We start from the raw sequence: 26,243 nt of genomic DNA on the forward strand, positions 1-26,243 counted from the left end.
ATGATAGAATCATGGCGTTGGTTTGGGCCAAATGATCCTGTATGTATTGAAGATATTATGCAAACTGGAGTTACTGATATTGTAACTGCTCTTCACCATATTCCTAATGGTAAAGTATGGTCTATAGATGAAATTCAAAAAAGGCAACATGAGGTTGAAAACTCTACCAAGTTAGGGAAAACAAACCTAACTTGGTCTGTTGTTGAAAGTATACCAGTTCATGAAGATATCAAAAAAGGTAAATCCACTCGTGATGAATACATAGATAATTACTGTCAAAGTATTCGTAACTTAGCAAAATGTGGTATTAAACTAATTATCTATAACTTTATGCCAGTACTTGACTGGACTCGCACAGACTTAGGTAAGCAAACATCTAAAGGTGCAAAAACATTATCTTTCGACGAGGTTGCATTCGCAGCTTTTGATATCCATATTCTAAAAAGAGAAAATGCTGAGAACGATTATAAAGCTGATATCATCTCTCAAGCAAAAGAATATTTTAATAATATGTCTAATGATGAAATAGAAAAACTTACTGCTAATATAATTGCAGGTCTACCTGGTGCTGAAGAGAGTTTTTCATTAGAGCAATTCCAAGCTGCCCTTGATGAATATAAAGATGTTAATCAAGAAAGATTACGTGAAAATCTAATCTATTTTCTTAAAAAAGTAATTCCTGTAGCTGAGGAAGTTGGTGCTAAACTTGCTATACATCCTGACGATCCTCCTTTTGAGCTATTTGGCTTACCGAGAATTATTAGTACTATAAAGGACTATGATTGGCTATTTGAGAATATCCCATCTATGGCTAATGGAATAACATTCTGTGCTGGATCACTAGGTTCTAGATGGGATAATGACCTACCTCTTATGGCTAAAAAAATTGGCAGAAGAATATACTTTACTCATTTAAGAAATGTTGCGCTTAATCCTGATAATCGCAGTTTTTATGAAGCTGAGCATTTATGTGGCAATACAGATATGTATGCTCTTATCAAAGAGATACTAAAGATTGAGAAAGATTCACAACCAATATATATGCGTCCTGATCATGGACAACAAATGCTTTCAGACTTAGACAAAAAAACTAACCCAGGATATTCATGCATTGGACGTATGAAAGGTCTTGCTGAAGTTCGTGGTGTTGCATATGCTGTTAAAAGAGAATTAGAAAATGAGTCAAAATAAACTTTTAGCTATTGGTGAGTGTATGCTTGAGCTTAGTGGTCAAATCGAGCTAGGCTCTCAGGCTAAACTAAACTTTGGTGGAGATGTTTTAAATACTGCGTTGTACTTTGCAAGGCTTAGTGGAGATGTATCTTTTCTTACAGCTCTTGGTGACGATAACTTTTCAGCTCAAATGATATCTCATTGGGATACTGAAAATATTGATACTTCAAAAGTTTTAAAAATTAAAGACAAAGTCCCTGGTTTATACGCTATTCAAACAGATAAGCAAGGAGAAAGAAGTTTTTATTACTGGCGCGAGCAAGCTCCTATTAAGGAAATCTTTAACTATCTATCAGTAGAAGATCTAAAGCAATATACTAAAGAATATAAATATCTATATTTTTCTGGTATTTCACTTTCTAGATGGGATGATAAACAGTTAGAAATATTTGTAAACTGGTTAAAAGATTTTAAGTCCTCTGGTGAAGATAAAGAGATTATTTTTGATTTAAATTATCGTCCGAAGTGCTGGCAATCAAAAGAGCAAACAAAAGCTTATTTACATAAGGTTTTAAAATATGTAACTGTAATTTTAACGACTTTTGATGATGAAGAGCTTCTTTTTGATGATCTTAACTATCAGCAAACTCTTGATAGGTATAATAACTTCAATATTCCAATAGTTATTATAAAGCATGGTACAAACCCCACTGTCTTACAATATCAAGATCAAATCAATCTGATCGAGGCTAGTACGATTGTTTCACCTATAGATACAACAGCGGCTGGAGATAGTTTTAATGCTGCTTTCTTAGTAGCTTTTGCAAACAAATTAGACTTGGAAACAAGTATTAAATTTGCTCAAAACTTCGCTGCTGAAATTATTCAGCATCATGGCGCTATAATTGATAAAAAGCATACTGATAAATATATAAATAAGTTAAAGGAGCTAACAAATGCCAATAGCTAAATTACTTAAAGAAAACCCCCTAATTCCTGTAGTTTCGGCAGATACTCTTGAAGAGGCAAATGATATAATCAAAAAAGTTAAAGAAAAAGGTCTTAATATAGTTGAGTTTACATTAAGAACTCCAAACTCTTTTGATGTTATTAGACAAGTCATTAGATCTAATCATGATTTAATTATTGGTGTAGGAACTATAACGACTTTTGAACAATTCAGAAAGGCTATGTATCTTGAAGCTGATTTCTATGTTTCTCCTGGTAGTAGTCATGATTTACTAGACTTTGCTCGTGAACACAACCTTAAATATTTACCAGGTGCTATAACTCCTTTTGAAATTATGACTGCTATGAGCTATGGTTTTAAGACTGTTAAATTTTTTCCAGCTGAAGCATTTGGTGGAGTAAAGGTTTTAAAAAACTATAAGTTCGTATTTGCTGATGTAAAATTCTGTGCTACTGGAGGAGTTAATTCTCAAAACCAACAGGAATATCTAGATCTGGAGAATGTTATTGCGATAGGAAGTTCATCGTTAATATAAAAGGAGAGAATATATGTTGAGCGATAACGTGTTAATGCCTATTGATAAACAAACAAGAGATTTAGCTCTTGAGATTTATCATCATATCAAAAATCTACCAATAATCAGCCCTCATGGACATACCGATCCTGCATGGTTTGATGAAAATAAACCCTTTGAAAATCCTGTTGAGTTACTTATAAAACCTGATCATTACATTTTTAGAATGTTTTACTCTCAAGGGCTAAGATTAGAAGATTTTGGTATTTCACGAAAAGATGGCAAAGCAGTTGAAACAGACCCTAAAGAGATATGGCAAAAAGTTGCCCAAAACTGGTATTTATTTAGAGGTACACAGGTTGGTCTATGGTTTGATGCTCAATTAAAAACCGTATTTAACTATAACAAACCTTTTACACCTGAAACTGCTGATGAATTATATCAGCATATTGATAACTGCTTAAAACAGAAAGAGTTTCTTCCTCGTAAAATATGTAATAGATTTAACATAAAAGCTATCGCAACTACTGATGATGTAGCTGACGATTTAACACATCACCGAAATATTGCTAACTCTGATTTTGACTGTCAAATAATCCCCACATTTCGTCCTGATAGTGTTACAAACCCTGAGTTACACCCTGTTCATAAAAATATCAAAAAACTATCTAAAAAACTTAATACAAAAATTGATTCATATGATGACTTTATTAGAGTCCTAGCAGAAAGACGTGAATTTTTTAAAGCTAATGGTGCCACAGCTTCAGATCATGGAGTTACAGTGCCAAATACTTATGACTTAGATAAGACCGAACGTCGTAATTTATTTAAAAAAATTGTATCTAATACGGCTTCAGCTAAAGAAAAACAGATTTTTAGTGGGCAAATGCTTACAGAAATGGCAAAAATGGCTACAGATGATGGACTTGTTATGCAAATCCATGCTGGTGTTTTTAGAAACCATAATACAAGAATCCAAAGAAAATTCGGTAATGATAAAGGTTGTGATATACCTCTTAAATGTGATTATGTAAATGGTTTATATCCTCTTCTAAATAAAGTAGGAAATAACCGTAATTTTAAAACAGTTTTATTTACAATGGATGAGTCAACATACTCACGCGAGCTAGCACCTCTAGCTGGGCATTATCCTAGTGTTTTCTTAGGTCCTCCATGGTGGTTTAATGATTCAGCTGAAGGGATGAAAAGATTCCGTCACGCTGTAACAGAAACTGCTGGTTTTTATAATTGTTCAGGTTTTATAGATGATACTCGTGCCCTATTATCTATCCCTGTTAGACATGATATAGCTCGACGTGTTGATGCTGTGTATCTAGCTGAGATGGTACTTTTAGGTAGGATATCTAAGCAAGATGCCTTAGATATAGCTTATGACTTGACTTATACCCAATCTATTAAAATATTTAATATGAATATTAGGGAGAAATAATAAAATGCAACCTCAACAAAAATCAGCTAAGTTATATGTAATTATAATAGTTGCTGTAGCAGCAATTGGTGGCTTACTATTTGGTTTTGATACATCTATTATTGCCGGAGCAACACCATTTGTCCAAAAAGAATTTTCAGCTGAACACTGGCAGTTAGAGCTAGTCGTTAGTTTCTGTGTCTTAGGGGCATTCTTTGGCGCTCTTACAAGTGGTTATTTTACTGATAAGTTTGGTCGTAAGAAAGCAATGATTGCTACAAGCCTACTTTTTGTAATTGGTACTTTAATAGCTGCGTTGGCACCAAATATAGAAACTCTAATATTTGGTAGATTTATCTTAGGAGCTGCTATAGGTATTGCTTCATTTGCTGCACCTTTATTTATTGCAGAAGTTGCTCCTGCTTCTAAAAGAGGATCTTTAGTACTTTGGAATGGTGCTTTTCTTACTGGTGGGCAAGTTATTGCTTTTCTAGTTGATTATTATTTCACAAGTAGTGGTAGCTGGCGTGCTATGGTTGCTACAGGATTAATTCCAGCTATTTTACTTTTCATAGGCATGTGTTTTATGCCATATTCGCCTAAGTGGCTATTTTCTAAAGGTAAAAAAAATGAAGCTTATGAAACTTTGACTAAAATCCGTGAGACTGAACATGATGTTTCTGAAGAGTTATCTGCTATTAAAAATAATTTAGAAAATTCTAGTCGACTTAAATTCTCGGCTATATTTAATAAAACTGTTCGCCCTGTTCTTTATATAGGTTTAGCACTTGGTATATTTCAACAGTTCTTTGGCATAAATACCGTTATGTATTACGGACCATATATCATGTCAAATATAGGTTTTCAGGGTAATGAAATGAAGATGCTAATGACGCTATCTTTAGGTCTCGTAAACTTCATTGCTACAATCGTTACAATTATATATATAGATAGACTAGGTAGAAGAAAGTTCTTACTAATTGGATCTGCTATGGCAGCATTGAGCTTATTTAGTATGATTTATCTACTACATAATGTTACAAATGGAGCTACTGCAATACTAGCTTTGATATGCCTATTAATATATATAGTAGGTTACTGTATAAGTGTCGGATCTCTTTTCTGGCTAATTATCTCAGAGATTTTCCCTTTAAATGTAAGAGCTTCTGCTATGAGTTTTGTTGCATCAATTCAATGGTTAGCTAATTTTGTTGTTGCAGCAACTTTCCTAACTATATTAACAAGCCTAGGAATATCATTTACCTTTGGAATATATGCTTGTATCGCAGCTTTAGCCTTTATTGTTACATATTTCTTTGTTCCTGAAACTAAAGGTGTACACCTTGAAACTATTGAGAATAATCTTAATCAAGGTGTGCCAACAAGATATTTAGGTAAAGATGATTATAAATTTACAAATTAATTTTTAAGGAGAAATACAATGTCTCAAGCAGCAGAGAATACTTTTGGAGAATTTCGTAATTATACAGATAGTAAGTTCCAAGACCGCGTAGAAAGAACTTATCGAGAAATGCATATTAATCAAAATCCTGATTATGTTGCTCAAATGAAGGAGAAGTACTTTAAACTTGAATTAGGTAATATGGATGTTTATGAAGTATTTAAACTTCTTGAAAATGTTCATGATGAGAGTGATCCTGACAATGATCTACCGCAAATTGAACATGCATATCAAACAGCTGAAGCTTGCCAAAATAAGTTTTTGAAAAATGACACTGAAATTAGAGATAACGCTTTAATTAGATCATTATTTAGAGATCATGAATGGCAAAGTCTTCCTAAAGTTTGGCAAGATTTCTATACAGAGAAACAAAGTTTAAGCAATTTATATAGCCATATAAAAGATTGGTCATGGTTTCCATTAGTTGGTTTTGTACATGATTTAGGTAAGATCATGACATTACCTGAGTATGGTCAATTACCACAATGGTCAACTGTTGGAGACACATATCCAGTTGCTTGTCCTTTTGCTAATGCAAATGTTTTTTCTCATAGAGAGTTTGTAAAAGAATCTAAAGATTATGAAAAATATAATTCACAATCAGAAACTCATTATGGAAAATATGAAAAAGGATGTGGCTTTGATGATGTTGATATGAGTTTTGGCCATGATGAATATATTTATAAAGTTTTTGAACAAGGTAGTGATATACCTTATGAAGGTTTATACCTTCTTCGCTACCATTCTTTCTATCCTTGGCATACACCACAAACAGGTGGATTAGCATATCAAGAGCTTGCTAGTGAGAAAGATTGGTTATTACTACCTTTATTAAAAGCTTTCCAGAAAGCTGACTTGTATTCAAAATTACCTGAACTACCACCTAAAGAAGTTTTAGAGAAAAAATATACAGCCCTACTAGACAAGTGGGTTCCTAAGAAAAAAATAAATTGGTAGTATCTCTTTACCTTACAAACATTTAATCTATAAGTATTTCTAATAATGTTATCCTAATTAATACCAAAGCATTTTGATATTAATTATGTCATTGAAAAAAAAAGATATCTTTAATTACGCTTTTATTGCCCTACCCGTAGCATTTGCTAGTATTCCTATATATATCTTTTTACCTGATTATTACCATACAAATTATGCTATAAATCTAACATTACTAAGCATTGTTCTATTTATACTTAGATGTTTAGACGCAGTACTAGATCCATTTATTGGTTGGTATTGTGATAGATTTCATAAACTAAGTAAGATAAGCCTAGTTGTAGTTATACTGGCATTTATAATCGGTGTGTATATTATGTGTGTACCTGTATTTTCTAATAAAATATTGAACCTCACAATAGGTATATTCTTATCGACATTTGCTTTTAGCTATATAACAATATTCTCTATTACAAAAGGTGCATTATGGTTAAAGGATGATAATAGTAAATCAATAATAATTGGTGCTAGAGAAATCTCAAATATCATTGGTGTTTTGACAGCATCAGTATTATTGTCAATATTTTTGATCTATCTACCAAGTCAACGTGGCTATTTTCTCTATGCAATTGTCTCAATTATTTTGATAATTATCTCTAGTATATTTTTCTTCAAATGGTTAGACAAAGCTAGCCTAACGGATAATAACACACAGAAAATATATAGTTTTAATATAAAAAACTACATCAGCCATTTTGATAAGCAAGGTGTCTTATTGTTCATTGTATATACAATAAGTGCTGTAGGTTCTACTCTGCCTGCTGTTACATTAGTTTTTTTTAGTAAATATGTTTTAGAGACTCCTGATTTTACTGGTGTATATCTTTTTACATATTTTTTAGGAGCTATTATATTTATTCCTATTATAAAAAAACTAGCCTTAGAATTTGGTATCTTAAAAATTTGGGCTATGGTATTGATACTTTACGCTTTAGTTTTTTCATTTGTATTTATTTTATCTGCGGGGCAATTTATAGCTTTTACACTAATTTGCCTATTTGCAGGAGCTGGATTAGCAGCAGAATTAATACTGCCAAGTATATTATTAGCTAAATGGATAGATAGCTATCCTGAACGTAGGGATCTTGGAAATGGTTACTATGCAATTTTAGCTTTTATAGGTAAATTTAGCTTTGCCATAGCTACTATTATTACCTTTCCTATTATTAGCTATTCAACTCCTGCAAATCTTGATACTATTCTAAGATTAATTTACTGTATATTGCCTTGTCTTGCTAAAGTTTTAGCAGCACTGATAATTTTACTTTTTTATAAAAAAGTATTTAGTGAAAAATAAATCATAAATCACTTTGAATATAGAGCCTTGCTGCTGAAAAGTCATAAATTGACTTAGTTTCTTTTAACTCCTTAAATCCCAAAATACAAACCACTCCTAGGAATTTACTTAAAGATTCTATATTTGCTGAAGTTGCCTTAAGATTAAATAACTGTAATCTCTTTTGATAAAATGTGTTTAAAGGATTAAGTGTAAGACTAGCAATACTAGTATCAGCAACTGTAAGCGTTCCATCTGTTGCCTTAATTGTCTCTTTAGAGGTAGTTTTTAAACCAATACTCTTACTATATTCATCCGATACTGTAAGATCTGAAGTCCCTGTATCAAGCAAACAATTCACTGGAGAATTTTTATTAAATGCTATTGGTATAATCTGATGTTGTGAAAGTAGTTTTGTTAGATTAATTAATAAATAATTATTAGCTTGTAATTTCTGACTAATTAGATAATGATTTTTAGGTGTTATCTGCCTAGTACTTAGATATATACTATTATTAGAGAAGTTTAATATAGCATTGTATTTATTTAAAAAATTAGTCCCTATAACAATAGTCGGATATTGCTTTTTTTTAGGCTGGTTAGTTATCCCAGCTTTGACATTTTTTAAAATAATATTACCAATTTTTATTCGCTTCAAAATCACATTATGATTAATACTTGTTTGACCTGCCATATTCTTTGAATGATTTAAACTATTGCCTTCTTTAAGCTTAAGCTGTTTAACAGCGCTATTAAAAATACTTATCCCATTAGAGCCTGTATCAAACAAAATATAAGCTTTGTTATTATTAATCTTTCCTATTAAATACGGAGCAGGAAAATTTTTATAATTATCAAGTAAGCTTAGTTTTTGATAGTCATATTTTCGTATCAGATAATTTCCTAAATCTTCTGCCTGTAAAGTGTTTATAAAAAAGCAGAGAATGATAATAATTAAAAGCCTCATATTTTATATCCTTTATGATCTTAATTTATTGTTTCATTCTCTATAATAATACAAAAACTTACTGTTTAACAATAATTTATTATTGAATAACAATATTTTTTAATATATATTACGAATAAAATTAAATAAATATTAAATTTAAACAGAAGATAAACTTTAATAATAACCTTTGCCCAAGGAGAATAAAAATGGAAAAAATACAAAAAATCAGTAGATTATTTAAATGGATCTTATTCATTATTTTAATCTTTCAAATCGTAGCTGAAATATGGTATTCATTATATGGTGAATATAAATTTAGTTTTAATAACACTACGATATATATGACAACCGAATACTTTTCAGAAAAGATCGTTTTTATTAGTAAATTCTTGTTATTTCTAATAGATCTGATACCGTTTGCTTTTGTGCTATATATAATACTTATTTTAATAAACCTTTTTAATCAATACACAAAACTAGAAATATTCTCATCAAAAACTATTTCTTTATATAAAAAATTAGGATGGAGTATAATTTGCTGGGTTATAACTTGTCTGATCTTAACACCAATAGAAGCTATTATTTATACTTATAATACAAGTGATCGTCAGATATACTTTGGAATTAATACAGATGATATATATCACCTTGTAATTGGTGGTGGAGTTATAATAATTGCATATATAATGCAAAAAGCCAAAGAAATCTCTGAAGAAAATGAACTAACAATCTAAAAGGTATAACTTTAAATATGGCTATAAAAATTAATTTAGCAGCTATTATGGCAGATAAGAAAGTTAGATCAAAAGAATTAGCTCAAGCTATTGGAATTACCGAACAAAACTTTTCTATACTCAAAAATCAAAAAGCTAAAGCAGTTAGGTTTTCTACATTAGAGGCTATTTGTAAATATCTCGACTGTCAACCAGGAGATATTCTTATATACCAAGATGATGAACTAAATCAATAAATTCTGTTGTTTATCTGAACTTAAATTTTCTGGGATTTTTAACTTAAAATGATTATATGCAATTAAAGTAGCTATTCTACCTCTTGCTGTACGCATTATATAACCTTGTTGAATCAAGTAAGGCTCAATAACATCCTCAATTGTACCTTTTTCTTCACTTAATGCAGCAGCTATAGTATCTAGTCCAACAGGACCTCCAGCAAATTTCTCAATAAGTGTTAGTAAGTATCTATGATCCATATGATCAAAGCCCACAGGATCCACTTTTAACATTGTTAAAGCTTTGTCAGCTGTTTCATAATTTATTTCACCAGAGCCTTTTACTTGAGCGTAATCTCTAACTCGACGCAATAGTCTATTAGCTATTCTAGGAGTTCCTCTCGAGCGTTTGGCTATCTCTTGTGCCCCATCTTCAGTTATATCTAGCTCAAGTAACTTAGCTGAGCGATAAACAATCTTTGCTAAATCTTCAACCGAGTAAAACTCTAAACGCTGAATAATACCGAATCTATCTCTAAGAGGTGATGTGAGTAATCCTGCTCTTGTAGTAGCTCCTACTAATGTAAATGGTGGTAGATCGATCTTTATTGATCTAGCAGCAGGACCCTCACCAATCATTATATCAAGCTGATAATCTTCCATTGCAGGATATAAAATCTCTTCAACAACTGGGCTTAAGCGATGAATCTCATCAATAAATAAAACATCATTTTCTTCAAGATTTGTTAAAAGTGCTGCTAGATCGCCCGCTTTCTCTAATACTGGGCCACTTGTTTGTTTAAGCTCAACACCCATTTCATTAGCTATAATATTTGATAAAGTTGTCTTACCTAAACCTGGAGGACCAAATATAAGTGTATGATCAAGCGCATCATTACGAGATTTTGCAGCTTCGATAAATATTTCCATCTGCTCTCGAACTGTCGGTTGACCCTCATACTCAGATAAAGTCTTTGGCCTAATAGCTCTATCTATAACATTTTCATCATTACTCTGAACAGTATTTGCTGAAATTATTCTATCTGTTTCAATCATATCTTAATCTATAAATTATAGGTACTTACACTAAAAGTATAACACTGTTATATATTTTATCGTAAAACTATTGAGCTGTATAACCACCATCTATAGGAATCAAGCCTCCAGTCATAAATTTACTTTTATCACTAAGTAAAAAATACACTAAATTTGCTACTTCTTGTGGTTGTGCAATTCTCTGTAAAGGGAACTCGCTCTCTTCACCTTTATGAGCTTGTTCAAATGATATTCCTGAGTTTTGAGCATATTTTTGTATAAGATTTCTATAAAAATCTGTATCTACAGTTCCAGGGCATACTGCATTTACACGGATATTATATTTAGCTAAATCAATGGCTAATGACTTTGTCATCTGAGCTATAGCACCTTTACTTGTTGTATAAGCAAAACTATTTGATTTAGCAACAAAACACTGATCAGAACCATTAAACACAATAGAAGCACCCTGACGGATATTTTCTTTTAAACCTTTGATTAAATAGATATTAGACCAAACATTCACATCAAACACTTTTCTGATACTTTCTATATCAATATCAAAAATTGACCCTTTGATTAATACTCCTGCATTTAGAAAAATACCATCAAATGAAATATTCTTAACACTAGATACAACTTCTTGGATATCTTGCTCTTTAGTTAAATCAGCTTTGATAAATTTAGAACTACTTTTATCATGCGGTTCAGCAAGATCAACATTAAAAATATGATTATTTTCATCTTGTTTTAGTATATCAATAAGAGCCTTTCCAATTCCATTTGACCCTCCAGTAACTAAATAGTTTGCCATGCTATATCAACTAAAATATTATCTTGAGTAAATAATAGCTGATAAGCTTTGAAAAAGACAAATATTTTGTCTAAAATTTAAATTATTATTCCATACCTTTATACTAGGAGAAACTAGTGGATCTAAAAGAATTTAAACAAATTGAACTTTCTCACTTTAACGATGCTAAATCTGTTGAATATCTTAATGATGATGTAAATCAATTATTATATTTAGACAGTCCAGCTTTAGAAGTTTTTAGAGACTACAAAAAACACAAAGCTTTAGTTGTACGAGGAGACACTCACCTAAAAGATGTAAAAGCTAAACTAATTGATAATCATAAGGACTTTACCTTAGTAACTAGTGCTTCTGGTAAAGTCACAGGAACTATTGCTTTACATTATATTGAAGGTCAAGCTTTACAAGAAAGAGCTAGAGATGCTGGAGTTAAGCCTGCTGATCTAACAGCTGATGATGCAAAACTACATATCTCACAAGTAAATGTAGTATCCTACTCAATCATCAAGGGAGCTAAGATTGGGCATATACTAAATACACTAATTCACTCTGCATATCATCATATAGTAGTTTATGATAAAGATGAGAATGGTGAAAAATATATTCGAGGCTATTTCTCATTGCCATTTATTAGAAGAGAATTAGGTATAGATGTTTCTCATGTATATCAAAAAGAAGGAATAGGAAATATTACTCGTTTCCCTTCATAATATATTATCTACTAACATAATCTTTTATCACATTATAAAATTCCTTGGCTACAATTGTATACCCTTTTGCATTAGGATGAACTGTATCAACCATTAATTCTTTATTACCAAACAATCCATCTAAAACATTAGGAACAAGCAAACAACCATTATCTTTAGCAAATTTAATATAATCATTGGCATAATCATTAGTATAGTATGGAATATCTAACCCTCCTATAACAACAAGTGCCCCATTTGCTTGTAAAATATCGACTATTTGCTTAAGGTTATCAAAAGCCTCTCCAGCAGGAACTCTTTTTTTAAGATCATTACCACCTAAAGTTATAAGAACAATTTTAGGATCTTTGGCTACTACACTATTAATTCTCTCTAAAGCCTGTTGAGTTGTTTCACCAGATATTCCCATATTTATTATAGGCTTATTAATCATTCTAGACAGTTGTGATGGATAGTTATCTTTTTTATCGACTCTATAACCTGCTGTTAGACTATCTCCAAAAGCAACTATAGTTTTGCCTTTTGGATTGCTATTAATAATATGCCAATTATTATAACTAGTAGCAAAAAAGATATAATAAATTAGATAAATTATAATACAAGCAACAATAACTATAATTATTTTTCTCATTTACACACTTATACTAAAATAGCTTTAATTATAAGTATAAGACATATATATGACTTTTGAATTAATTATTTAAGAATACTATCAAGTTCTCTAGATATTTTCTCAAAAGAAAGATTACTTTGATCTAATAGTAAATCTTTTGTTCCATGATTTAAAAATTGGTCTTGAAGGCCAAAATTTCTTATAATTAGATCTTTATGCAAATCATTAGCTACTAGATATTCATTAACAGCAGATCCAGCTCCACCTGCAATAGAATTCTCTTCTAAAGTTAAGATTATTTTATGTGACTTACAAACGTCATCTATAGCTTTTTCATCTAAAGGTTTTACAAAGCGCATATCTATAACTGTAGCATTATACTTATCTGCAATTTGCTTAGCAACTGGAAGTAAAGTTCCAAAATTTAATATAGCTATTTTAGAGCCTTCTCTTACTAATTTTGATTTACCCAACTCTAAATCTAGTTTATCTGTGATTTTGGCACCTATACCAGCTCCTCGTGGATAACGCACCATCGCTGGTCCATTATACTCATAACCTAAATCAAGCATATGATGAGCTTCATTTTCATCACTTGGTGTCATTATCACATGATTTGGAATACAGCGCATAAATGATAAATCAAAACTACCATCGTGTGTTGCACCATCGGCACCAACTAAACCAGCCCTATCAACTGCATATAAAACATCTAAACCCTGTATAGCAATATCATGAATAACCTGGTCATAAGCTCTTTGTAAAAATGTAGAGTAAATAGCTACAACTGGTTTTAGTCCTTGACAAGCTAAACCTCCAGCAAATGTCACAGCATGCTGCTCTGCTATAGCGACATCAAAATATCTATTTGGATATTCTTGAGAGAATCTTATTAGATCAGAACCTTCTCTCATTGCAGGAGTAACACCTACTAAACGCTCATCTTGAGCTGCTTTTTGACAAATCCAATTACCAAAAATATTTGAATATGTAGGTTTTGAAGCTTTAGAACTACTCTCTCCAGTATGAAAGCTTGGTGCTACATGATGAAACTTAATAGGATCTGATTCAGCTTTAGTATAGCCTTTACCTTTTTTTGTTATAATATGTAATAACTTAGGTCCTTTATGGTCTTTTAAAATTCTTAAAGTTTTTACTAGCTCATTAACATCATGACCATCTATAGGTCCAACATAATAAAAGCCTAAATCTTCAAAAAAGTTTGCCGGAACAAACATTCCTTTTGTTTGAGTTTCAATTTTTTTGACAAATTCAAACATCGGAGGAATATTTTTTAGAACTTCCTTACCTTTTTCACGAATACTATTGTAAAAACCACCTGAAATAATTTTACTAAAATGTGCAGAAAGTCCACCTACATTATCAGAAATGGACATTTCATTATCATTTAGAACTACTAATACATCTTCTTTTATACCACCAGCATGATTTAGGGCTTCAAATGCCATACCACCTGTAATAGCTCCATCACCAATCACAGCTACAGTGTTAGATGGTTTACCTTTTAATCTATCACCTATTGCCATACCAATAGCCGCACTAATAGAAGTACTAGAGTGCCCTACACCAAAAGTATCATACTCACTCTCACTACGTTTTGGAAAACCAGATATACCACCATCTTTTTTGATGGTTACTAACTGATCTTTTCTTCCTGTAAGAATTTTATGAATATAAGTTTGATGTCCAACATCCCAAACGATATTATCATGTGGTGTATTATAAACATAATGCAAAGCCACTGTTAGCTCAGTAGCTCCAAGACTACTAGCAAAATGTCCTCCACTAACATCAAGAGTATCAACCAAGAAACTTCTTAGCTCTGATGATAATTCCTTAAGCTGACTTTCAGGAATATGCTTTAGATCTTTTGGAGTGTTTATCTTATCTAAAATTTTATATTTTGACATAGTATAAAAATGTTCACCTAATTTAAAAGTATAAAAATATATACTAATTAAACTTTTACTTTATATTATGGGAGTTTATCTATTCCCATTCAATAGTTCCAGGCGGTTTACCTGTCACATCATAAACAACTCGAGAAACTTTTTTCACCTCGTTCACTATTCTATTAGATACTAAAGATAAGAAATCATAAGGTAAATTCGCCCATGTTGCAGTCATAAAATCAATACTTACAACCGCTCTTAAAGCTATCACATACTCATATCTACGCTGGTCACCAACAACACCTACAGATTTAACTGGTAAGAAGACACCAAAAGCCTGAGAAATATCATGGTATAAGTTATGCTTATATAACTCTTCTGTAAATATAGCATCTGCTTTTTGTAAAGTTTCTACATACTCTCTCTTAATTTCACCTAATATACGCACACCTAAGCCAGGACCTGGGAAAGGATGTCTATAAAGCATATGATATGGTAAGCCTAGACCTAAGCCTAATTTACGTACTTCATCTTTAAAAAGCTCTCTTAGAGGCTCTAAAAGTTTTAGCTTCATCTCTTTAGGTAAACCACCTACATTATGATGAGATTTTATAACATGAGCTTTTGATTTGTTGTTACCAGCAGACTCAATTACATCACTATATATAGTGCCTTGAGCAAGCCATTTAGCATTTTCAATTTTTGCAGCTTCTTCATCAAATATATCTACAAAAAGCTTACCAATGATTTTACGTTTTTGCTCAGGATCACAAGCTCCTTCTAGAGCTCTTAAGAATCTATCTTTTGCATTTACACGAATAACATTAATATCCATATGCTCTGCAAAGACTTCCATTACCTGATCACCTTCATTCAAACGAAGTAGACCAGTATCAACGAATATACAAGTTAGTTGATCGCCTATAGCCTCATGTAAAATTGCAGCTACAACAGATGAATCCACACCACCTGATAAACCTAAAATAACCTTATCAGAACCAACTTTCTTTTTAATCTCAACAATATCATTTTCAATAATATTATCAATATTCCATAAAGTGTCACAACCACAGATGTTTACAACAAAATTCTCTACAATTTGTTTACCATTTTCTGTATGAGTTGTCTCAGGATGGAACTGTACACCAAAGAAAGGCTTAGTTTTATGGGCAACAGCTGCTACAGGAGCATTCACTGAAGACGCAATCACTTCAAAATGTTCACCTGTTTGTGTAACTTTATCACTATGGCTCATCCAAACTAACTGCTCACTCTCTAAATTAGAGAAGATGTTATTATCAGATTTTAAAACATCGATCATTGCCTTACCAAATTCGCTTTGATCAGAGCCTTTAACCTCACCACCATGTTGCATAACCATAGTTTGCATACCATAGCAAATACCAAGTACTGGAACGCCTAGATCAAAAACTATTTCAGGAGCTTTTACATCAGAGTCATAAACAGACTCAGGCCCACCTGAAAGGACTATACCTTTTGCGCCATACTCTTTAATAAACTCATCATCTATATCATGAGGAAAAATCTCACAAAAAACGCCAACTTCTCTAACTCTACGTGCGATAAGCTGCGTATACTGCGAGCCAAAGTCTAAAATCAAAATTTTATGATTATGTATATCTGTCATTATTTTTTCTAAAAATAAAGAAATGATTAATGTGTTATTTTATCCTAAAAGGACTTAATTGTAATTAGGTTTTGACAAGAAAAAATGATTATTTACATACTTTTAAGATTCTCAACCTCTGACATAACACCTTGTATATTTTCCTGAATAGTCTCTGTTGAGGCTTGAGTAACGATAAATAATTTTAAGAATACAGCACTTAGTATAGCGACAATTAAGTTATCATAAGGAAATGCTATTAATTTTAACTCATGTGCAAATGACACTCCCCATAAGCATATAATATATGCACATACAAACCACGTTTGTTTAAGCACATCCATAAAGCGATTGCGCATAAAGACAAACCAATAGAAAATACAAGTTAGCATAACAAGTATAACTAAACATAATAAATTAAAAGTACCTGACCAATATATAAAATATGAGCAAGATATAAATCCTAAATAGCCAAATAGTTGATAAAAAGGTAATTTAAATTTTCTCTCTATCTCAGGAAACTTATCTCTAAAAATAATCAAAACAACAGGTCCAGATAAACAGCTAAATAAAACTAAAGATGATAAAAAGTTTACTAAAGCTGTCCAAGTTGGAAATTGAAATAAAAATATCAAACCAACAAAAAAGTTTATCCATATACAAAATATTGGCACATGGTTTTTATTTAGTCTTGTTAAAACTGATTTTTTAAAAAATTCTAATCCAAATGCTTGAAGAATCCTACCCGTTACAGCCGTATAAACATTACCAGTACCTAATGGTGCAACCATAGCATCTATAAATAATATGGTATAAATAATATGTAAACTAAATAAACTTAGTAAACCTAACAAAGGAGCTACACCACCATCAAAACCTTTTACCGATCCAGGTATACAAAACATAAAAAGAAGAGATAAGGATATATACATTGTCAAGCCAACTACTACTGGAGCTATTAAAGATAAAGGAATTGCTAACTTAGGATTTTTTGCAGAGTTTGCTACAATTAAACCATTTTGAAATCCAGAAAAAGCAAAGGCTAAGCCAGAGCCTGTAACAGCTAATAGTATATGTTCAAAATTAACTGTAATATGCGAGGTATTAGCATGGTAGTTCTTAAAAGATCCATAAACAGCTAACATTCCAACAGCAATAGCTATTGGTAAGAAAATCTTCCAAATACTAACTATAGAGTTAATCTTAGCAACGTTTTTTAGCTGATAAGTGTTTAAGTATGTCAAACTTAGCATAATTAGAAATGCTACAGCAACTCCTGAGTATGATAAGAATACTCCTTTAGACCCCGAATCAACAAAACTTGGAAACCAAAAACCTAAATACTGAACTACTGACTGAGCCTCAAGTGGTAAGTAAACCAAATAGCTTATCCATCCTAAAGCAACAAATAAGAATCCTAATGTTCGAGAATGTGTAATCCGTAGAAAACGCATTGCCCCAGAAACTATCGGCAACATAGATGCAACTTCAGCAAAACATAATGCTACAAGTAAAGTAAGTAAAGCTGTGATAAGCCATGAAATTATAACACCTTGACCGGCTGTCTGGAAACCATAATATGGTGAAAATAACCAGCCACTTCCAATCATCCCACCTGTAGATATAAATATCACAGCCATTGTAGATAATTTTTTCATACTTATAAATCTATGTTTTTGTACCTATATATCAGTATAACCAATAGATTGTAAAAGTAATACAAATAAAATAACTGTTAGCTGGGCTAATTAGAGAAATAAATTGATTATCTGGCGCTTAAATTGAAAACTAGGATACTCGACTCCTACAAAATATAAACCATGTGCTTTTGCTGTTTCAGCAGCTTGAGTTCGATCTTTTGCGTCTAAAAGCTCTTTTATCCATTCTGGTGACTGCAAACCTAAGCCTATTTTTAGTAGTGAGCCTACTAGATTTCTAATCATATGATGTAAAAAAGCATTCCCAATAACTTCAAAAACTATAAAATTACCTTGTTTAATAAACTCCGCTTTTTGAATATTTCTAAAGGGTGTATTAGACTGACATTGTGATGATCTAAAAGAGCTAAAATCCTGCTCTCCTAAAAGATATTTACAAGCATGATTCATCTTTTTAATATCAAGTTGGCGGTTTTCCCATAAACAATGCTCCGCAAAAATAGGTGAACTTATGGTAGAGTTATATATAATGTAGTTATACGTTCTATTTATAGCAGAAAACCTTGAGTTAAAATCACTAGCTACTTCTTTTACATCTAATATTTTAATATCTTTAGGCAGTAATGCATTAGCTCCTCTTTGCCATGCACTTAAAGATCTCTCAGCACCAGAATAGAAGTTAACGACCTGAGAAGTAGCATGTACACCTGTATCTGTTCTACCAGCACAAGTTACTTCTATATGATGGTTTGCAATTTTAGATAGAGCTTTTTCTAACTCTTCTTGAATACTAGGAGAATGAGACTGTCTTTGCCAACCACAATAGTCTTTACCGAAATACTCTATTTGTAATAAGTAATTTTTCATAATTTTTATATATAAATAAATGAGTATTATATCAAAGATAAATCGTATAACCCGATAAAGAAACTACTCTACTTTCCCATGACACTGTTTATATTTTTTACCGGAACCACATGGACAAGGATCATTCCTTTTTATCTTGGGACCTTCTCTTTTGACTTGCTGAACTTTAGGAGCTTCTTCTTGTTGTTGCTCATGCTCATCTTCTCTTTGGTTATTATCAATGACACTTTCATGTTCTGCTATGATATCGCCCATAGATTCTTTCCACTCTTGTTGAGCTCTTTGAGTCTCTTCTTCTGTAGAGATTCTAATCTTAGCTAAAGAAGATATAACTTCATATTTAAAACTATCAAGCATACTTGAGAAAAGTTCAAAAGCTTCTTTCTTATATTCATTCTTAGGATCTTTTTGTGCATAGCCACGTAAATTGATACTATTACGTAAATGATCTATCGAGCTTAAATGTTCACGCCAGTGATTATCAAGACCTTGTAATAACGAGAATTTTTCAAACTGTTTAACAGCTTCAGGTTCTAACTCTTTTGTTTTTTCATCGAACTCTAGAGTAATTGCATCTCTTACAAGTTTTTTTAAATCTTCTTCACCAAGATTATCATTTTCTTGATATAATTTTTGTAAATCAACCTCTATCATAAAGTCTGATTTAAGGGCTTTTTCTAAACCTTCTAAATCCCATAGTTCATGCATAGAACCTGCAGGGATATAATCATGGAATAATTGCTCTGCTACATCTATGCGTATATCAGCTAAAATATCACTAACATCATCAGCATCTAAGAAAGCCTGTCTTTGCTCATAGATAACCTTACGCTGAGTATTTACAACATTATCATACTCTAAAAGATTTTTACGAATATCAAAATGATAGTTCTCTACTTTCCCTTGAGCTTTTGAGATAACTTTTGACATAAATCCAAATGCTAAAGACTCTCCACCTTTAAGACCTTTTTTAACTCTCTCAGCCATACCTTGAGATGCAAAAATCCTTAAAAGATTATCATCCATAGATAAATAGAATTTACTCTCACCTGGATCACCCTGACGAGCTGCACGCCCTCTTAACTGGTTATCAATCCTACGCGAATCATGTCTTTCTGAACCTATGATACATAAACCACCTGCTTTTTTTACAGTCTCATTACGTTCTTGCCAATCAGCTTTGATTTTAGCAATATCTTCTTCTGTAGGATCTTCTAGCTCTGCAACCTCAACTTCCCAGTTACCACCAAGGATAATATCTGTACCACGACCTGCCATATTTGTCGCAATTGTCACATTACCTGGATAACCAGCCATTGCAATAATACCAGCTTCTTTCTCATGTTGCTTAGCATTTAGGACATTATGCTTAATCTTTTTCTTTTTCAATAAAGTTGATAGAACTTCTGATGCTTCAATAGAAGCTGTACCAACTAATATAGGTTGACCTCTAGAAATTCTCTCTTTGATGTCAACAACTATAGCATCAAACTTTTCTCTAACACTTCCATAGATCTCATCATGATGATCTTTTCTAATTAGAGGTTTATTTGTTGGTATAATTATAACTTCTAGATTATAGATAGAATGAAGCTCAAAAGCCTCAGTATCTGCAGTACCTGTCATACCTGCTATTTTATTATATAGCTTAAAGAAATTTTGGAATGTGATAGATGCCATTGTTTGGTTTTCAGCATTTATCTTAACACCTTCTTTTGCTTCAATAGCTTGGTGTAAACCATCTGACCATCTACGTCCAGGCATCGCTCTACCTGTACTTTCATCAATAATTACAACTTCTTGATCACGCACAATATAATCAACATTTAGTTGATATAAAGATTGTGCTCTTAAGCAAGCATTTAAATAATGCATTTTTGTAATATTATGTGGGCTATAAAGGTTATCATCTTCTTCAAGTACGCCTTCTTTTTTAAGCATACCTTCAATCTTTGCATAACCTTTTTCTGTTAGATATGCATTTTTTGATTTTTCATCAACGTAAAAATCTTTCTGCTCTTGTCCTTCTTCTACTTCTTCTTTATCTTGCTTTTGTAGGAAAGGTACTAATCTATTAAAAAGATTATACATATCAGAACTATCATCAGAGGCGCCAGAAATTATTAGAGGAGTTCTCGCCTCATCAATCAAAATTGAGTCAACTTCATCTATAATTACGTAATTACGGCTTCTTTGGACTTGTTGATCTTTCTCATAAGCCATATTATCTCTAAGATAATCAAAACCAAACTCATTGTTTGTACCATAAGTAATATCACAGGCATAAGATTCTTTACGCTGCTCAGGATCTAGATCAGCAACAATTACACCGACTGTTAGACCCAAAAACTCATAAATTTCACTCATTAATTCAGCATCACGCTTGGCAAGATAATCATTCACTGTTATTACGTGAACACCTTCACCAGTCAAAGCATTTAGATACGCAGGCAATGTAGCAACTAAAGTTTTACCCTCACCTGTTCTCATTTCAGCCACTTTACCTTGATGCAGAACTATACCACCAATAAGCTGAACATCATAATGACGCATATTTTTAGTTCTTTTTGCAGCTTCTCTAACAACAGCAAAAGCTTCTGGTAGTAAACTATCTAAAGTCTCACCTTTACCTAACCTTTCTTTAAATTCAGTTGTTTTACCCTTAAGTTCTTGATCTGTAAGTTTTTCTATTTCAGACTCAAGTGAATTAATCTTTTCAACTGTTTTAGAAATCTTTTTTATAAATCTATCGTTACGACTACCAATAATTTTTTGAACTAAACCTAACATTATTATTTAACCAACTCTCTTATAAAATTATAATAAATATAATACTCTGAACATACATTATATAGAGTTTGTGAGAAATTTAAATTAAGATAGTTACAATATTATAACAATTATAGGCAAAAACTTATAATAATGAGGTATTTATTTATTAGCTTAGCCTGTATAGCACTTTCAGGATGTAGTACCGCACATGAGTATTATAATCCGCTTAATTTTAATAATAGTGAAACAAAAATAAATACAATAAAAACTCCTGATCATATTATAGACAAGCCTAACCCTATAGCCCCAAATTGGTATATAAATGAACAAAATAATTCAGATAATCTATTATATGGCTTTGGAACAGGAGATAGTCTAGATCAAGCAACTAGCAATGCTTTAGCTGATATGACCCAAAGGCTACAGGTTATAGTTTCTTCAACTACAAGCTTTGAAAATATTATAAATAACAATAATGTCTCACAAAGGCTAATCCAACAAGTCACAACTCAAACAGCTAAACTTAACATCCCTAATTACAATATTGTCAATCAAGCAAAATCGTACAACACCTATTATATTGAAATACAAATAAATAAAAGACAAACTATCATCGACTTACAAAACATAATAAACAGCAATATTAAACAAGCAACTAAATCTTTAGTTAATACACAAAATAAAAGCTATCTTTATAGGTTTGATATAGCACAAAGAATAAATAGCAATGTTAAAACTATAAAAAGTAGCCTCAGAACATTACTAATACTAGCTCCTGATATAAATATTGATCAACAAATACTAGAATTAAATAATATAGAGAATGAACTTATAAATTTTAAAAGAAGCATACAAATATATGTAGATAAACAAAATAGTGGATTTTTTTATAATTCATTAGAAAAGTTCCTAAAAGTTAATAACTATACAATTGTTAATAACAAAGATCTTGCAAATATTTATATTACACTAAAATTACTGAACTATAACAGTACTTATATTAACAAAAATTACTGCATTAACAATAAAGTTGAACTTCAAATTTCTGATGAAAATTCAGGACAAATATATCCAAAACAATACAAAATTGAAGCATGCTCAAAACAAGGTCGGTCAGTAGCTATAGACAAAGCTGTTCAAATATTCTATTCTCAGTTAGAGAATGCAAAAAGAGTTTACTAAAAATAATGAGCATAAAAGTAGTCCCTGAAAAAGTCGCTAAAATTAACTTGCACAAAACTCGCACAAAAATAACCAATTCAACTTATGCTAGCAAAGAACTTATAAGTAAAGTTTCACATCTAAAAACGACTCTAGAAGTTGCAAATAAAGAATTAAAAAAATTAAATTTACCATATTTGAATGAAACAGAAGTTGTTTTTTATTCTCCTCAAAAAATTATTCTACAAAGTGATAGAGAGATATTAAAATCAAAAATTAAAGAACTTCATGATCAGTTTATTAATATGTTAAATAAAACTACTTTTTTTTCAAAAGTGAATAGGATAGATATAACTATAGATTATAGTAAACCTAAAAATGACAAAGCTATACCAGTGAATAAATATACTAAACAAGCGATAGAAAAATTAAAAAAAGATTTAAAGTTATAGGTTATTTTTCGTCAACGATTCCTAAAGCAACTTCCATCATATTTGTAAATGATTGTTCTCTTTGTTGAGAAGTAGTTGATTCACCTGTGATGAAACTATCAGAAATAGTAACAACTGCAGCTGCTTTTTTACCAAGCTCATTAGCTGTAGCAAATAATGCTGCTGTTTCCATCTCTACTAAGCCACACTTATGATTTTTAACTATTTGTTTGTAATCATGCTCATCTTTTCTATAAAAAACGTCACTACAGTGTGCTTTGGCAACTTTAAGTTCAACCTTTAACCTTTCTGCTGATTTTATTAGCTTTTGATTTAACTCCTCACTAGCAGAAACATTACGGACATTTTCACCAGTAGTAATTTTTATATAATCAGATTCACCATAGCTTTCATTAATTAGAACGACATCATACACTTCTAATTCTGCTTTATAAGAACCTGCAGAACCAACTCTAATGATATTCTCAACATCATAGTATTTGAAAAGCTCATAAGCATAAATACCCATACTTGGCATACCCATGCCTGAACCCATTACACTTACTTTCTTACCTTTATAAGTACCAGTATAAGCAAACATATTTCTAACTGCATTCACTCTAGTAATATTTTCTAAATAGTTCTCAGCTATATATTTAGCTCTTAAAGGGTCTCCCGGCATTATTACAGTTTTAGCAAATTCTTCTTTTGTTTGTGCTTCTATATGAGGAGTAGGTAATGACATATCTCTTTCCTTATTTATAGTAATATTTAAAACTCTTGGTTTATATTAGCATAATTAAAAAAATTTTCTTATTTTTCTAATATATTTATACAATTAATTATTTTTAATTTATATGAAATGCTTAATTTATACAAGGAATATTTAAATTAAGATTAAGAGTTTATATATTAAAGATTATCTTCTGAAGAAGTATTATCTGAATCATTTTGCTCGGCAGCAATAGGTGCAATAACTTTAGCATTTTCTTCTTTTGGCTTATAGCTATCACCATAATCTCCAGGCTCACGTACATCTCGTCTTGTCATTAGATCATCTACCTGCATAGCATCTATAGTCTCATATTTCATTAGAGCATCTGCCATTGCATGTAATATATCTATATTTTCTTCAAGTAACTTTTTAGCTTTCTGATAACTTGTCTCAATAAGCTTACGTACTTCTGAGTCAACCTCACGAATTGTAGAATCTGAAAGTTTAGCAGATTTGCCACCATTACCACCGAATGGACCATCATCTTCAACATCGTATAAGATTGTACCCATAGAGTCCGAAAGGCCCCAGCGAGCTACATAATTACGCGCGATATCTGTAGCTACTTGAATATCATTAGATGCTCCAGTAGTTACATGATCATAACCAAAAATTAGCTCCTCTGCTATCCTACCACCAAATATACTACACAGACGTCCGTGAAGTACTAATCTACTTTGGCTAACAGTATCACCTTGTGGCATATACATAGTTACACCTAATGCTCTACCTCTAGGGATAATACTTACCTTATAAACAGGATCATGTTCAGGCATTAATCTACCAATAATTGCATGGCCTGCTTCGTGATAAGCTGTAAGTTTTTTCTCTTTCTCAGTCATAGCCATAGTTCTTCTTTCAGAACCCATAAGGATTTTATCTTTAGCTTTCTCAAAATCAGCCATTGTGACTTTTTCTTTTGATTCTCTAGCTGCAAATAAAGCTGCTTCATTAACAAGGTTTGCTAACTCTGCACCTGAGAAACCAGGAGTTCCTCGAGCAATCCAGTCTGCTCTCACATCATCACCAAGAGCTACTTTTTTCATATGTACTTTTAATATAGATTCACGACCTTTGACTGTTGGTAAGCCTACATCAACCTGTCTATCAAATCTACCAGGTCTTAATAATGCTCTATCTAAAACATCAGGTCTGTTTGTTGCAGCAATAACGATAACACCTTCATTATCAGCAAAACCATCCATCTCCACAAGCATTTGGTTAAGAGTTTGTTCTCTCTCATCATTACCACCACCCATGCCAGAGCCACGATGTCTTCCAACGGCATCTATCTCATCAATAAACACTAAACAAGGTGCTTTTTTCTTTGCTTGATCAAACATATCACGTACACGAGATGCACCAACACCAACAAACATCTCAACAAAGTCAGAACCTGAAATAGAGAAAAAAGGAACCTTCGCTTCGCCAGCAATAGCTCTAGCTAATAAAGTCTTACCAGTTCCTGGAGGTCCAACCATTAATACGCCCTTAGGAATCTTACCACCAATTTTTTCATATTTTTTTGGCTCACGTAAGAAATCAACAATCTCAGCGACCTCTTCTTTTGCTTCATCAACACCTGCTACATCTTCTAAAGTTACTTTTATCTCATCTTCGCCGAGTAATTTTGCTTTACTCTTACCAACAGAGAAAGGTCCACCTTTACTTCCACCACCAGCTTTTACCATCATATATATGAAAAAGCCAAATATAAGCAACATAGGCAACCAGTTTAGTAAGAAAGCTAAGAATAAATTTGGCTTTTCTGGAGCTTTAGCTTTAATTGTAGCTTTACTATCTTCAAGTTTATTAACCAAACTACCATCTAAAAGCGGCGCATAAGTTACAAAACTCTCACCAGAATTAGTTTTACCTTTGATTGTTCTTCCATCTACATCAACTGAACTTATTTGATTGTCTTTTAGTTTTGATACAAAAGTAGAATAATCTAAACTGTTAGATGATGAATTTGTATCATTAATACCATTGAAAAGCAGCAACATTCCACCAATGATCAACACCCAAAAAATAATATTTTTTATCATATTATTTTTATTATCATTTTTTTGTGCCATATGATTATTACTATCCTATTTTCTTTGAATTTTTAAAATATAATTTTGACTAGTATACTATATTAAAAAAA

At 31.7% G+C, this 26,243-nt stretch carries 23 protein-coding genes; 12 read left to right on the top strand and 11 right to left on the bottom strand.

Going from position 1 to position 26,243, the window contains the following annotated elements; all coding sequences use genetic code 11:
* The 7 genes from uxuA (at nt 1) to FIP56_RS05815 (ending at nt 7,841) form a co-directional block, all read left to right on the top strand.
* Nucleotides 1-1,191: a mannonate dehydratase gene (uxuA, locus tag FIP56_RS05785; RefSeq protein ID WP_192577994.1), complete on the top strand. Its 1,191-nt coding sequence runs from the start codon at nt 1-3 to the stop codon at nt 1,189-1,191.
* Complete coding sequence (locus FIP56_RS05790) at nt 1,178-2,143, top strand: sugar kinase (RefSeq protein ID WP_192577995.1); 966 nt, start codon at nt 1,178-1,180, stop codon at nt 2,141-2,143. Before uxuA ends, FIP56_RS05790 begins: the two co-directional genes overlap by 14 nt.
* Nucleotides 2,130-2,678: a bifunctional 4-hydroxy-2-oxoglutarate aldolase/2-dehydro-3-deoxy-phosphogluconate aldolase gene (eda, locus tag FIP56_RS05795; RefSeq protein ID WP_192577996.1), complete on the top strand. Its 549-nt coding sequence runs from the start codon at nt 2,130-2,132 to the stop codon at nt 2,676-2,678. Before FIP56_RS05790 ends, eda begins: the two co-directional genes overlap by 14 nt.
* A gap of 13 nt (nt 2,679-2,691) precedes the next feature.
* Nucleotides 2,692-4,107 carry a glucuronate isomerase gene (uxaC, locus tag FIP56_RS05800; protein WP_192577997.1) on the top strand — a complete coding sequence of 472 codons (1,416 nt, stop codon included), beginning with the start codon at nt 2,692-2,694 and terminating at the stop codon, nt 4,105-4,107.
* Nucleotides 4,108-4,111: 4 nt separating this feature from the next.
* Complete coding sequence (locus tag FIP56_RS05805; protein ID WP_192577998.1) at nt 4,112-5,509, top strand: sugar porter family MFS transporter; 1,398 nt, start codon at nt 4,112-4,114, stop codon at nt 5,507-5,509.
* Between the two features lie 18 nt (nt 5,510-5,527).
* Nucleotides 5,528-6,505: an inositol oxygenase family protein gene (locus tag FIP56_RS05810; RefSeq protein WP_192577999.1), complete on the top strand. Its 978-nt coding sequence runs from the start codon at nt 5,528-5,530 to the stop codon at nt 6,503-6,505.
* Between the two features lie 85 nt (nt 6,506-6,590).
* Complete coding sequence (locus FIP56_RS05815) at nt 6,591-7,841, top strand: MFS transporter (protein WP_192578000.1); 1,251 nt, start codon at nt 6,591-6,593, stop codon at nt 7,839-7,841.
* A 1-nt stretch (nt 7,842) separates the two neighbouring features.
* Here the strand turns inward: FIP56_RS05815 and FIP56_RS05820 are convergent, their stop codons facing one another.
* The gene (locus FIP56_RS05820; RefSeq protein ID WP_192578001.1) at nt 7,843-8,787 is read right to left on the bottom strand and encodes an aspartyl protease family protein; all 945 of its coding nucleotides are present in this window, start codon (nt 8,785-8,787) and stop codon (nt 7,843-7,845) included.
* 188 nt (nt 8,788-8,975) lie between these two features.
* Here FIP56_RS05820 and FIP56_RS05825 point away from each other — a divergent pair, with 188 nt between their 5' ends.
* Entirely contained in the window at nt 8,976-9,503 is a 528-nt protein-coding gene (locus FIP56_RS05825) for a DUF2975 domain-containing protein (protein WP_192578002.1), read from the top strand.
* 17 nt (nt 9,504-9,520) lie between these two features.
* Nucleotides 9,521-9,739 carry a helix-turn-helix transcriptional regulator gene (locus FIP56_RS05830; protein WP_192578003.1) on the top strand — a complete coding sequence of 73 codons (219 nt, stop codon included), beginning with the start codon at nt 9,521-9,523 and terminating at the stop codon, nt 9,737-9,739.
* Here FIP56_RS05830 and ruvB read toward each other — a convergent pair.
* Together ruvB and FIP56_RS05840 are read right to left on the bottom strand one after the other, a co-directional pair.
* Nucleotides 9,728-10,774, bottom strand: coding sequence for a Holliday junction branch migration DNA helicase RuvB (gene ruvB / locus FIP56_RS05835; protein ID WP_192578004.1), 1,047 nt, complete (start codon nt 10,772-10,774; stop codon nt 9,728-9,730). The genes FIP56_RS05830 and ruvB overlap by 12 nt on opposite strands.
* 67 nt (nt 10,775-10,841) lie before the next feature.
* Entirely contained in the window at nt 10,842-11,567 is a 726-nt protein-coding gene (locus tag FIP56_RS05840; protein ID WP_192578005.1) for an SDR family oxidoreductase, read from the bottom strand.
* A gap of 116 nt (nt 11,568-11,683) precedes the next feature.
* Here FIP56_RS05840 and FIP56_RS05845 point away from each other — a divergent pair, with 116 nt between their 5' ends.
* Nucleotides 11,684-12,277 (top strand): hypothetical protein, encoded by a 594-nt coding sequence (locus FIP56_RS05845; protein ID WP_192578006.1) that lies wholly within the window; start codon nt 11,684-11,686, stop codon nt 12,275-12,277.
* Nucleotides 12,278-12,281: 4 nt separating this feature from the next.
* Here the strand turns inward: FIP56_RS05845 and FIP56_RS05850 are convergent, their stop codons facing one another.
* The 6 genes from FIP56_RS05850 to secA form a co-directional block, all read right to left on the bottom strand.
* Nucleotides 12,282-12,908 (bottom strand): arylesterase, encoded by a 627-nt coding sequence (locus FIP56_RS05850; protein WP_192578007.1) that lies wholly within the window; start codon nt 12,906-12,908, stop codon nt 12,282-12,284.
* Between the two features lie 65 nt (nt 12,909-12,973).
* On the bottom strand, nt 12,974-14,821 hold the full coding sequence (gene dxs, locus FIP56_RS05855) for a 1-deoxy-D-xylulose-5-phosphate synthase (RefSeq protein WP_192578008.1): 1,848 nt from the start codon (nt 14,819-14,821) through the stop codon (nt 12,974-12,976).
* Nucleotides 14,822-14,900: 79 nt separating this feature from the next.
* On the bottom strand, nt 14,901-16,451 hold the full coding sequence (gene guaA / locus FIP56_RS05860; RefSeq protein WP_192578009.1) for a glutamine-hydrolyzing GMP synthase: 1,551 nt from the start codon (nt 16,449-16,451) through the stop codon (nt 14,901-14,903).
* A gap of 92 nt (nt 16,452-16,543) precedes the next feature.
* Nucleotides 16,544-18,088 (bottom strand): APC family permease, encoded by a 1,545-nt coding sequence (locus tag FIP56_RS05865; RefSeq protein ID WP_192578010.1) that lies wholly within the window; start codon nt 18,086-18,088, stop codon nt 16,544-16,546.
* Nucleotides 18,089-18,178: 90 nt separating this feature from the next.
* Complete coding sequence (gene truA / locus FIP56_RS05870; RefSeq protein WP_192578011.1) at nt 18,179-18,955, bottom strand: tRNA pseudouridine(38-40) synthase TruA; 777 nt, start codon at nt 18,953-18,955, stop codon at nt 18,179-18,181.
* 63 nt (nt 18,956-19,018) lie between these two features.
* Nucleotides 19,019-21,745 (bottom strand): preprotein translocase subunit SecA, encoded by a 2,727-nt coding sequence (gene secA, locus FIP56_RS05875; protein WP_192578012.1) that lies wholly within the window; start codon nt 21,743-21,745, stop codon nt 19,019-19,021.
* Nucleotides 21,746-21,877: 132 nt separating this feature from the next.
* Between secA and FIP56_RS05880 the strand changes: the two genes are divergently transcribed.
* Together FIP56_RS05880 and FIP56_RS05885 are read left to right on the top strand one after the other, a co-directional pair.
* Nucleotides 21,878-22,909, top strand: a complete 1,032-nt coding sequence (locus FIP56_RS05880; protein ID WP_192578013.1) for an LPP20 family lipoprotein — start codon at nt 21,878-21,880, stop codon at nt 22,907-22,909.
* Between the two features lie 5 nt (nt 22,910-22,914).
* On the top strand, nt 22,915-23,340 hold the full coding sequence (locus FIP56_RS05885; RefSeq protein ID WP_192578014.1) for a hypothetical protein: 426 nt from the start codon (nt 22,915-22,917) through the stop codon (nt 23,338-23,340).
* A gap of 1 nt (nt 23,341) precedes the next feature.
* Here FIP56_RS05885 and deoD read toward each other — a convergent pair whose 3' ends face one another.
* Together deoD and ftsH are read right to left on the bottom strand one after the other, a co-directional pair.
* The gene (deoD, locus tag FIP56_RS05890; protein WP_192578015.1) at nt 23,342-24,064 is read right to left on the bottom strand and encodes a purine-nucleoside phosphorylase; all 723 of its coding nucleotides are present in this window, start codon (nt 24,062-24,064) and stop codon (nt 23,342-23,344) included.
* 167 nt (nt 24,065-24,231) lie between these two features.
* Nucleotides 24,232-26,172, bottom strand: coding sequence for an ATP-dependent zinc metalloprotease FtsH (ftsH, locus tag FIP56_RS05895; RefSeq protein ID WP_192578016.1), 1,941 nt, complete (start codon nt 26,170-26,172; stop codon nt 24,232-24,234).
* Between the last annotated feature and the right edge of the window lie 71 nt (nt 26,173-26,243).

It is taken from the genome of Francisella sp. LA112445 (assembly GCF_012224145.1).
Taxonomy (GTDB): Bacteria; Pseudomonadota; Gammaproteobacteria; order Francisellales; family Francisellaceae; genus Francisella.

Coding starts and splice junctions, on each gene's coding strand:
- ruvB (WP_192578004.1), bottom strand. CDS start 10,774: ATGATTGAAACAGATAGAATAATTTCAGCAAATACTGTTCAGAGTAAT.
- FIP56_RS05880 (WP_192578013.1), top strand. CDS start 21,878: ATGAGGTATTTATTTATTAGCTTAGCCTGTATAGCACTTTCAGGATGT.
- FIP56_RS05810 (WP_192577999.1), top strand. CDS start 5,528: ATGTCTCAAGCAGCAGAGAATACTTTTGGAGAATTTCGTAATTATACA.
- guaA (WP_192578009.1), bottom strand. CDS start 16,451: ATGACAGATATACATAATCATAAAATTTTGATTTTAGACTTTGGCTCG.
- FIP56_RS05820 (WP_192578001.1), bottom strand. CDS start 8,787: ATGAGGCTTTTAATTATTATCATTCTCTGCTTTTTTATAAACACTTTA.
- ftsH (WP_192578016.1), bottom strand. CDS start 26,172: ATGGCACAAAAAAATGATAATAAAAATAATATGATAAAAAATATTATT.
- secA (WP_192578012.1), bottom strand. CDS start 21,745: ATGTTAGGTTTAGTTCAAAAAATTATTGGTAGTCGTAACGATAGATTT.
- FIP56_RS05805 (WP_192577998.1), top strand. CDS start 4,112: ATGCAACCTCAACAAAAATCAGCTAAGTTATATGTAATTATAATAGTT.
- FIP56_RS05865 (WP_192578010.1), bottom strand. CDS start 18,088: ATGAAAAAATTATCTACAATGGCTGTGATATTTATATCTACAGGTGGG.
- FIP56_RS05815 (WP_192578000.1), top strand. CDS start 6,591: ATGTCATTGAAAAAAAAAGATATCTTTAATTACGCTTTTATTGCCCTA.
- truA (WP_192578011.1), bottom strand. CDS start 18,955: ATGAAAAATTACTTATTACAAATAGAGTATTTCGGTAAAGACTATTGT.
- FIP56_RS05830 (WP_192578003.1), top strand. CDS start 9,521: ATGGCTATAAAAATTAATTTAGCAGCTATTATGGCAGATAAGAAAGTT.
- FIP56_RS05850 (WP_192578007.1), bottom strand. CDS start 12,908: ATGAGAAAAATAATTATAGTTATTGTTGCTTGTATTATAATTTATCTA.
- FIP56_RS05790 (WP_192577995.1), top strand. CDS start 1,178: ATGAGTCAAAATAAACTTTTAGCTATTGGTGAGTGTATGCTTGAGCTT.
- FIP56_RS05825 (WP_192578002.1), top strand. CDS start 8,976: ATGGAAAAAATACAAAAAATCAGTAGATTATTTAAATGGATCTTATTC.
- FIP56_RS05885 (WP_192578014.1), top strand. CDS start 22,915: ATGAGCATAAAAGTAGTCCCTGAAAAAGTCGCTAAAATTAACTTGCAC.
- eda (WP_192577996.1), top strand. CDS start 2,130: ATGCCAATAGCTAAATTACTTAAAGAAAACCCCCTAATTCCTGTAGTT.
- uxuA (WP_192577994.1), top strand. CDS start 1: ATGATAGAATCATGGCGTTGGTTTGGGCCAAATGATCCTGTATGTATT.
- FIP56_RS05840 (WP_192578005.1), bottom strand. CDS start 11,567: ATGGCAAACTATTTAGTTACTGGAGGGTCAAATGGAATTGGAAAGGCT.
- deoD (WP_192578015.1), bottom strand. CDS start 24,064: ATGTCATTACCTACTCCTCATATAGAAGCACAAACAAAAGAAGAATTT.
- dxs (WP_192578008.1), bottom strand. CDS start 14,821: ATGTCAAAATATAAAATTTTAGATAAGATAAACACTCCAAAAGATCTA.
- uxaC (WP_192577997.1), top strand. CDS start 2,692: ATGTTGAGCGATAACGTGTTAATGCCTATTGATAAACAAACAAGAGAT.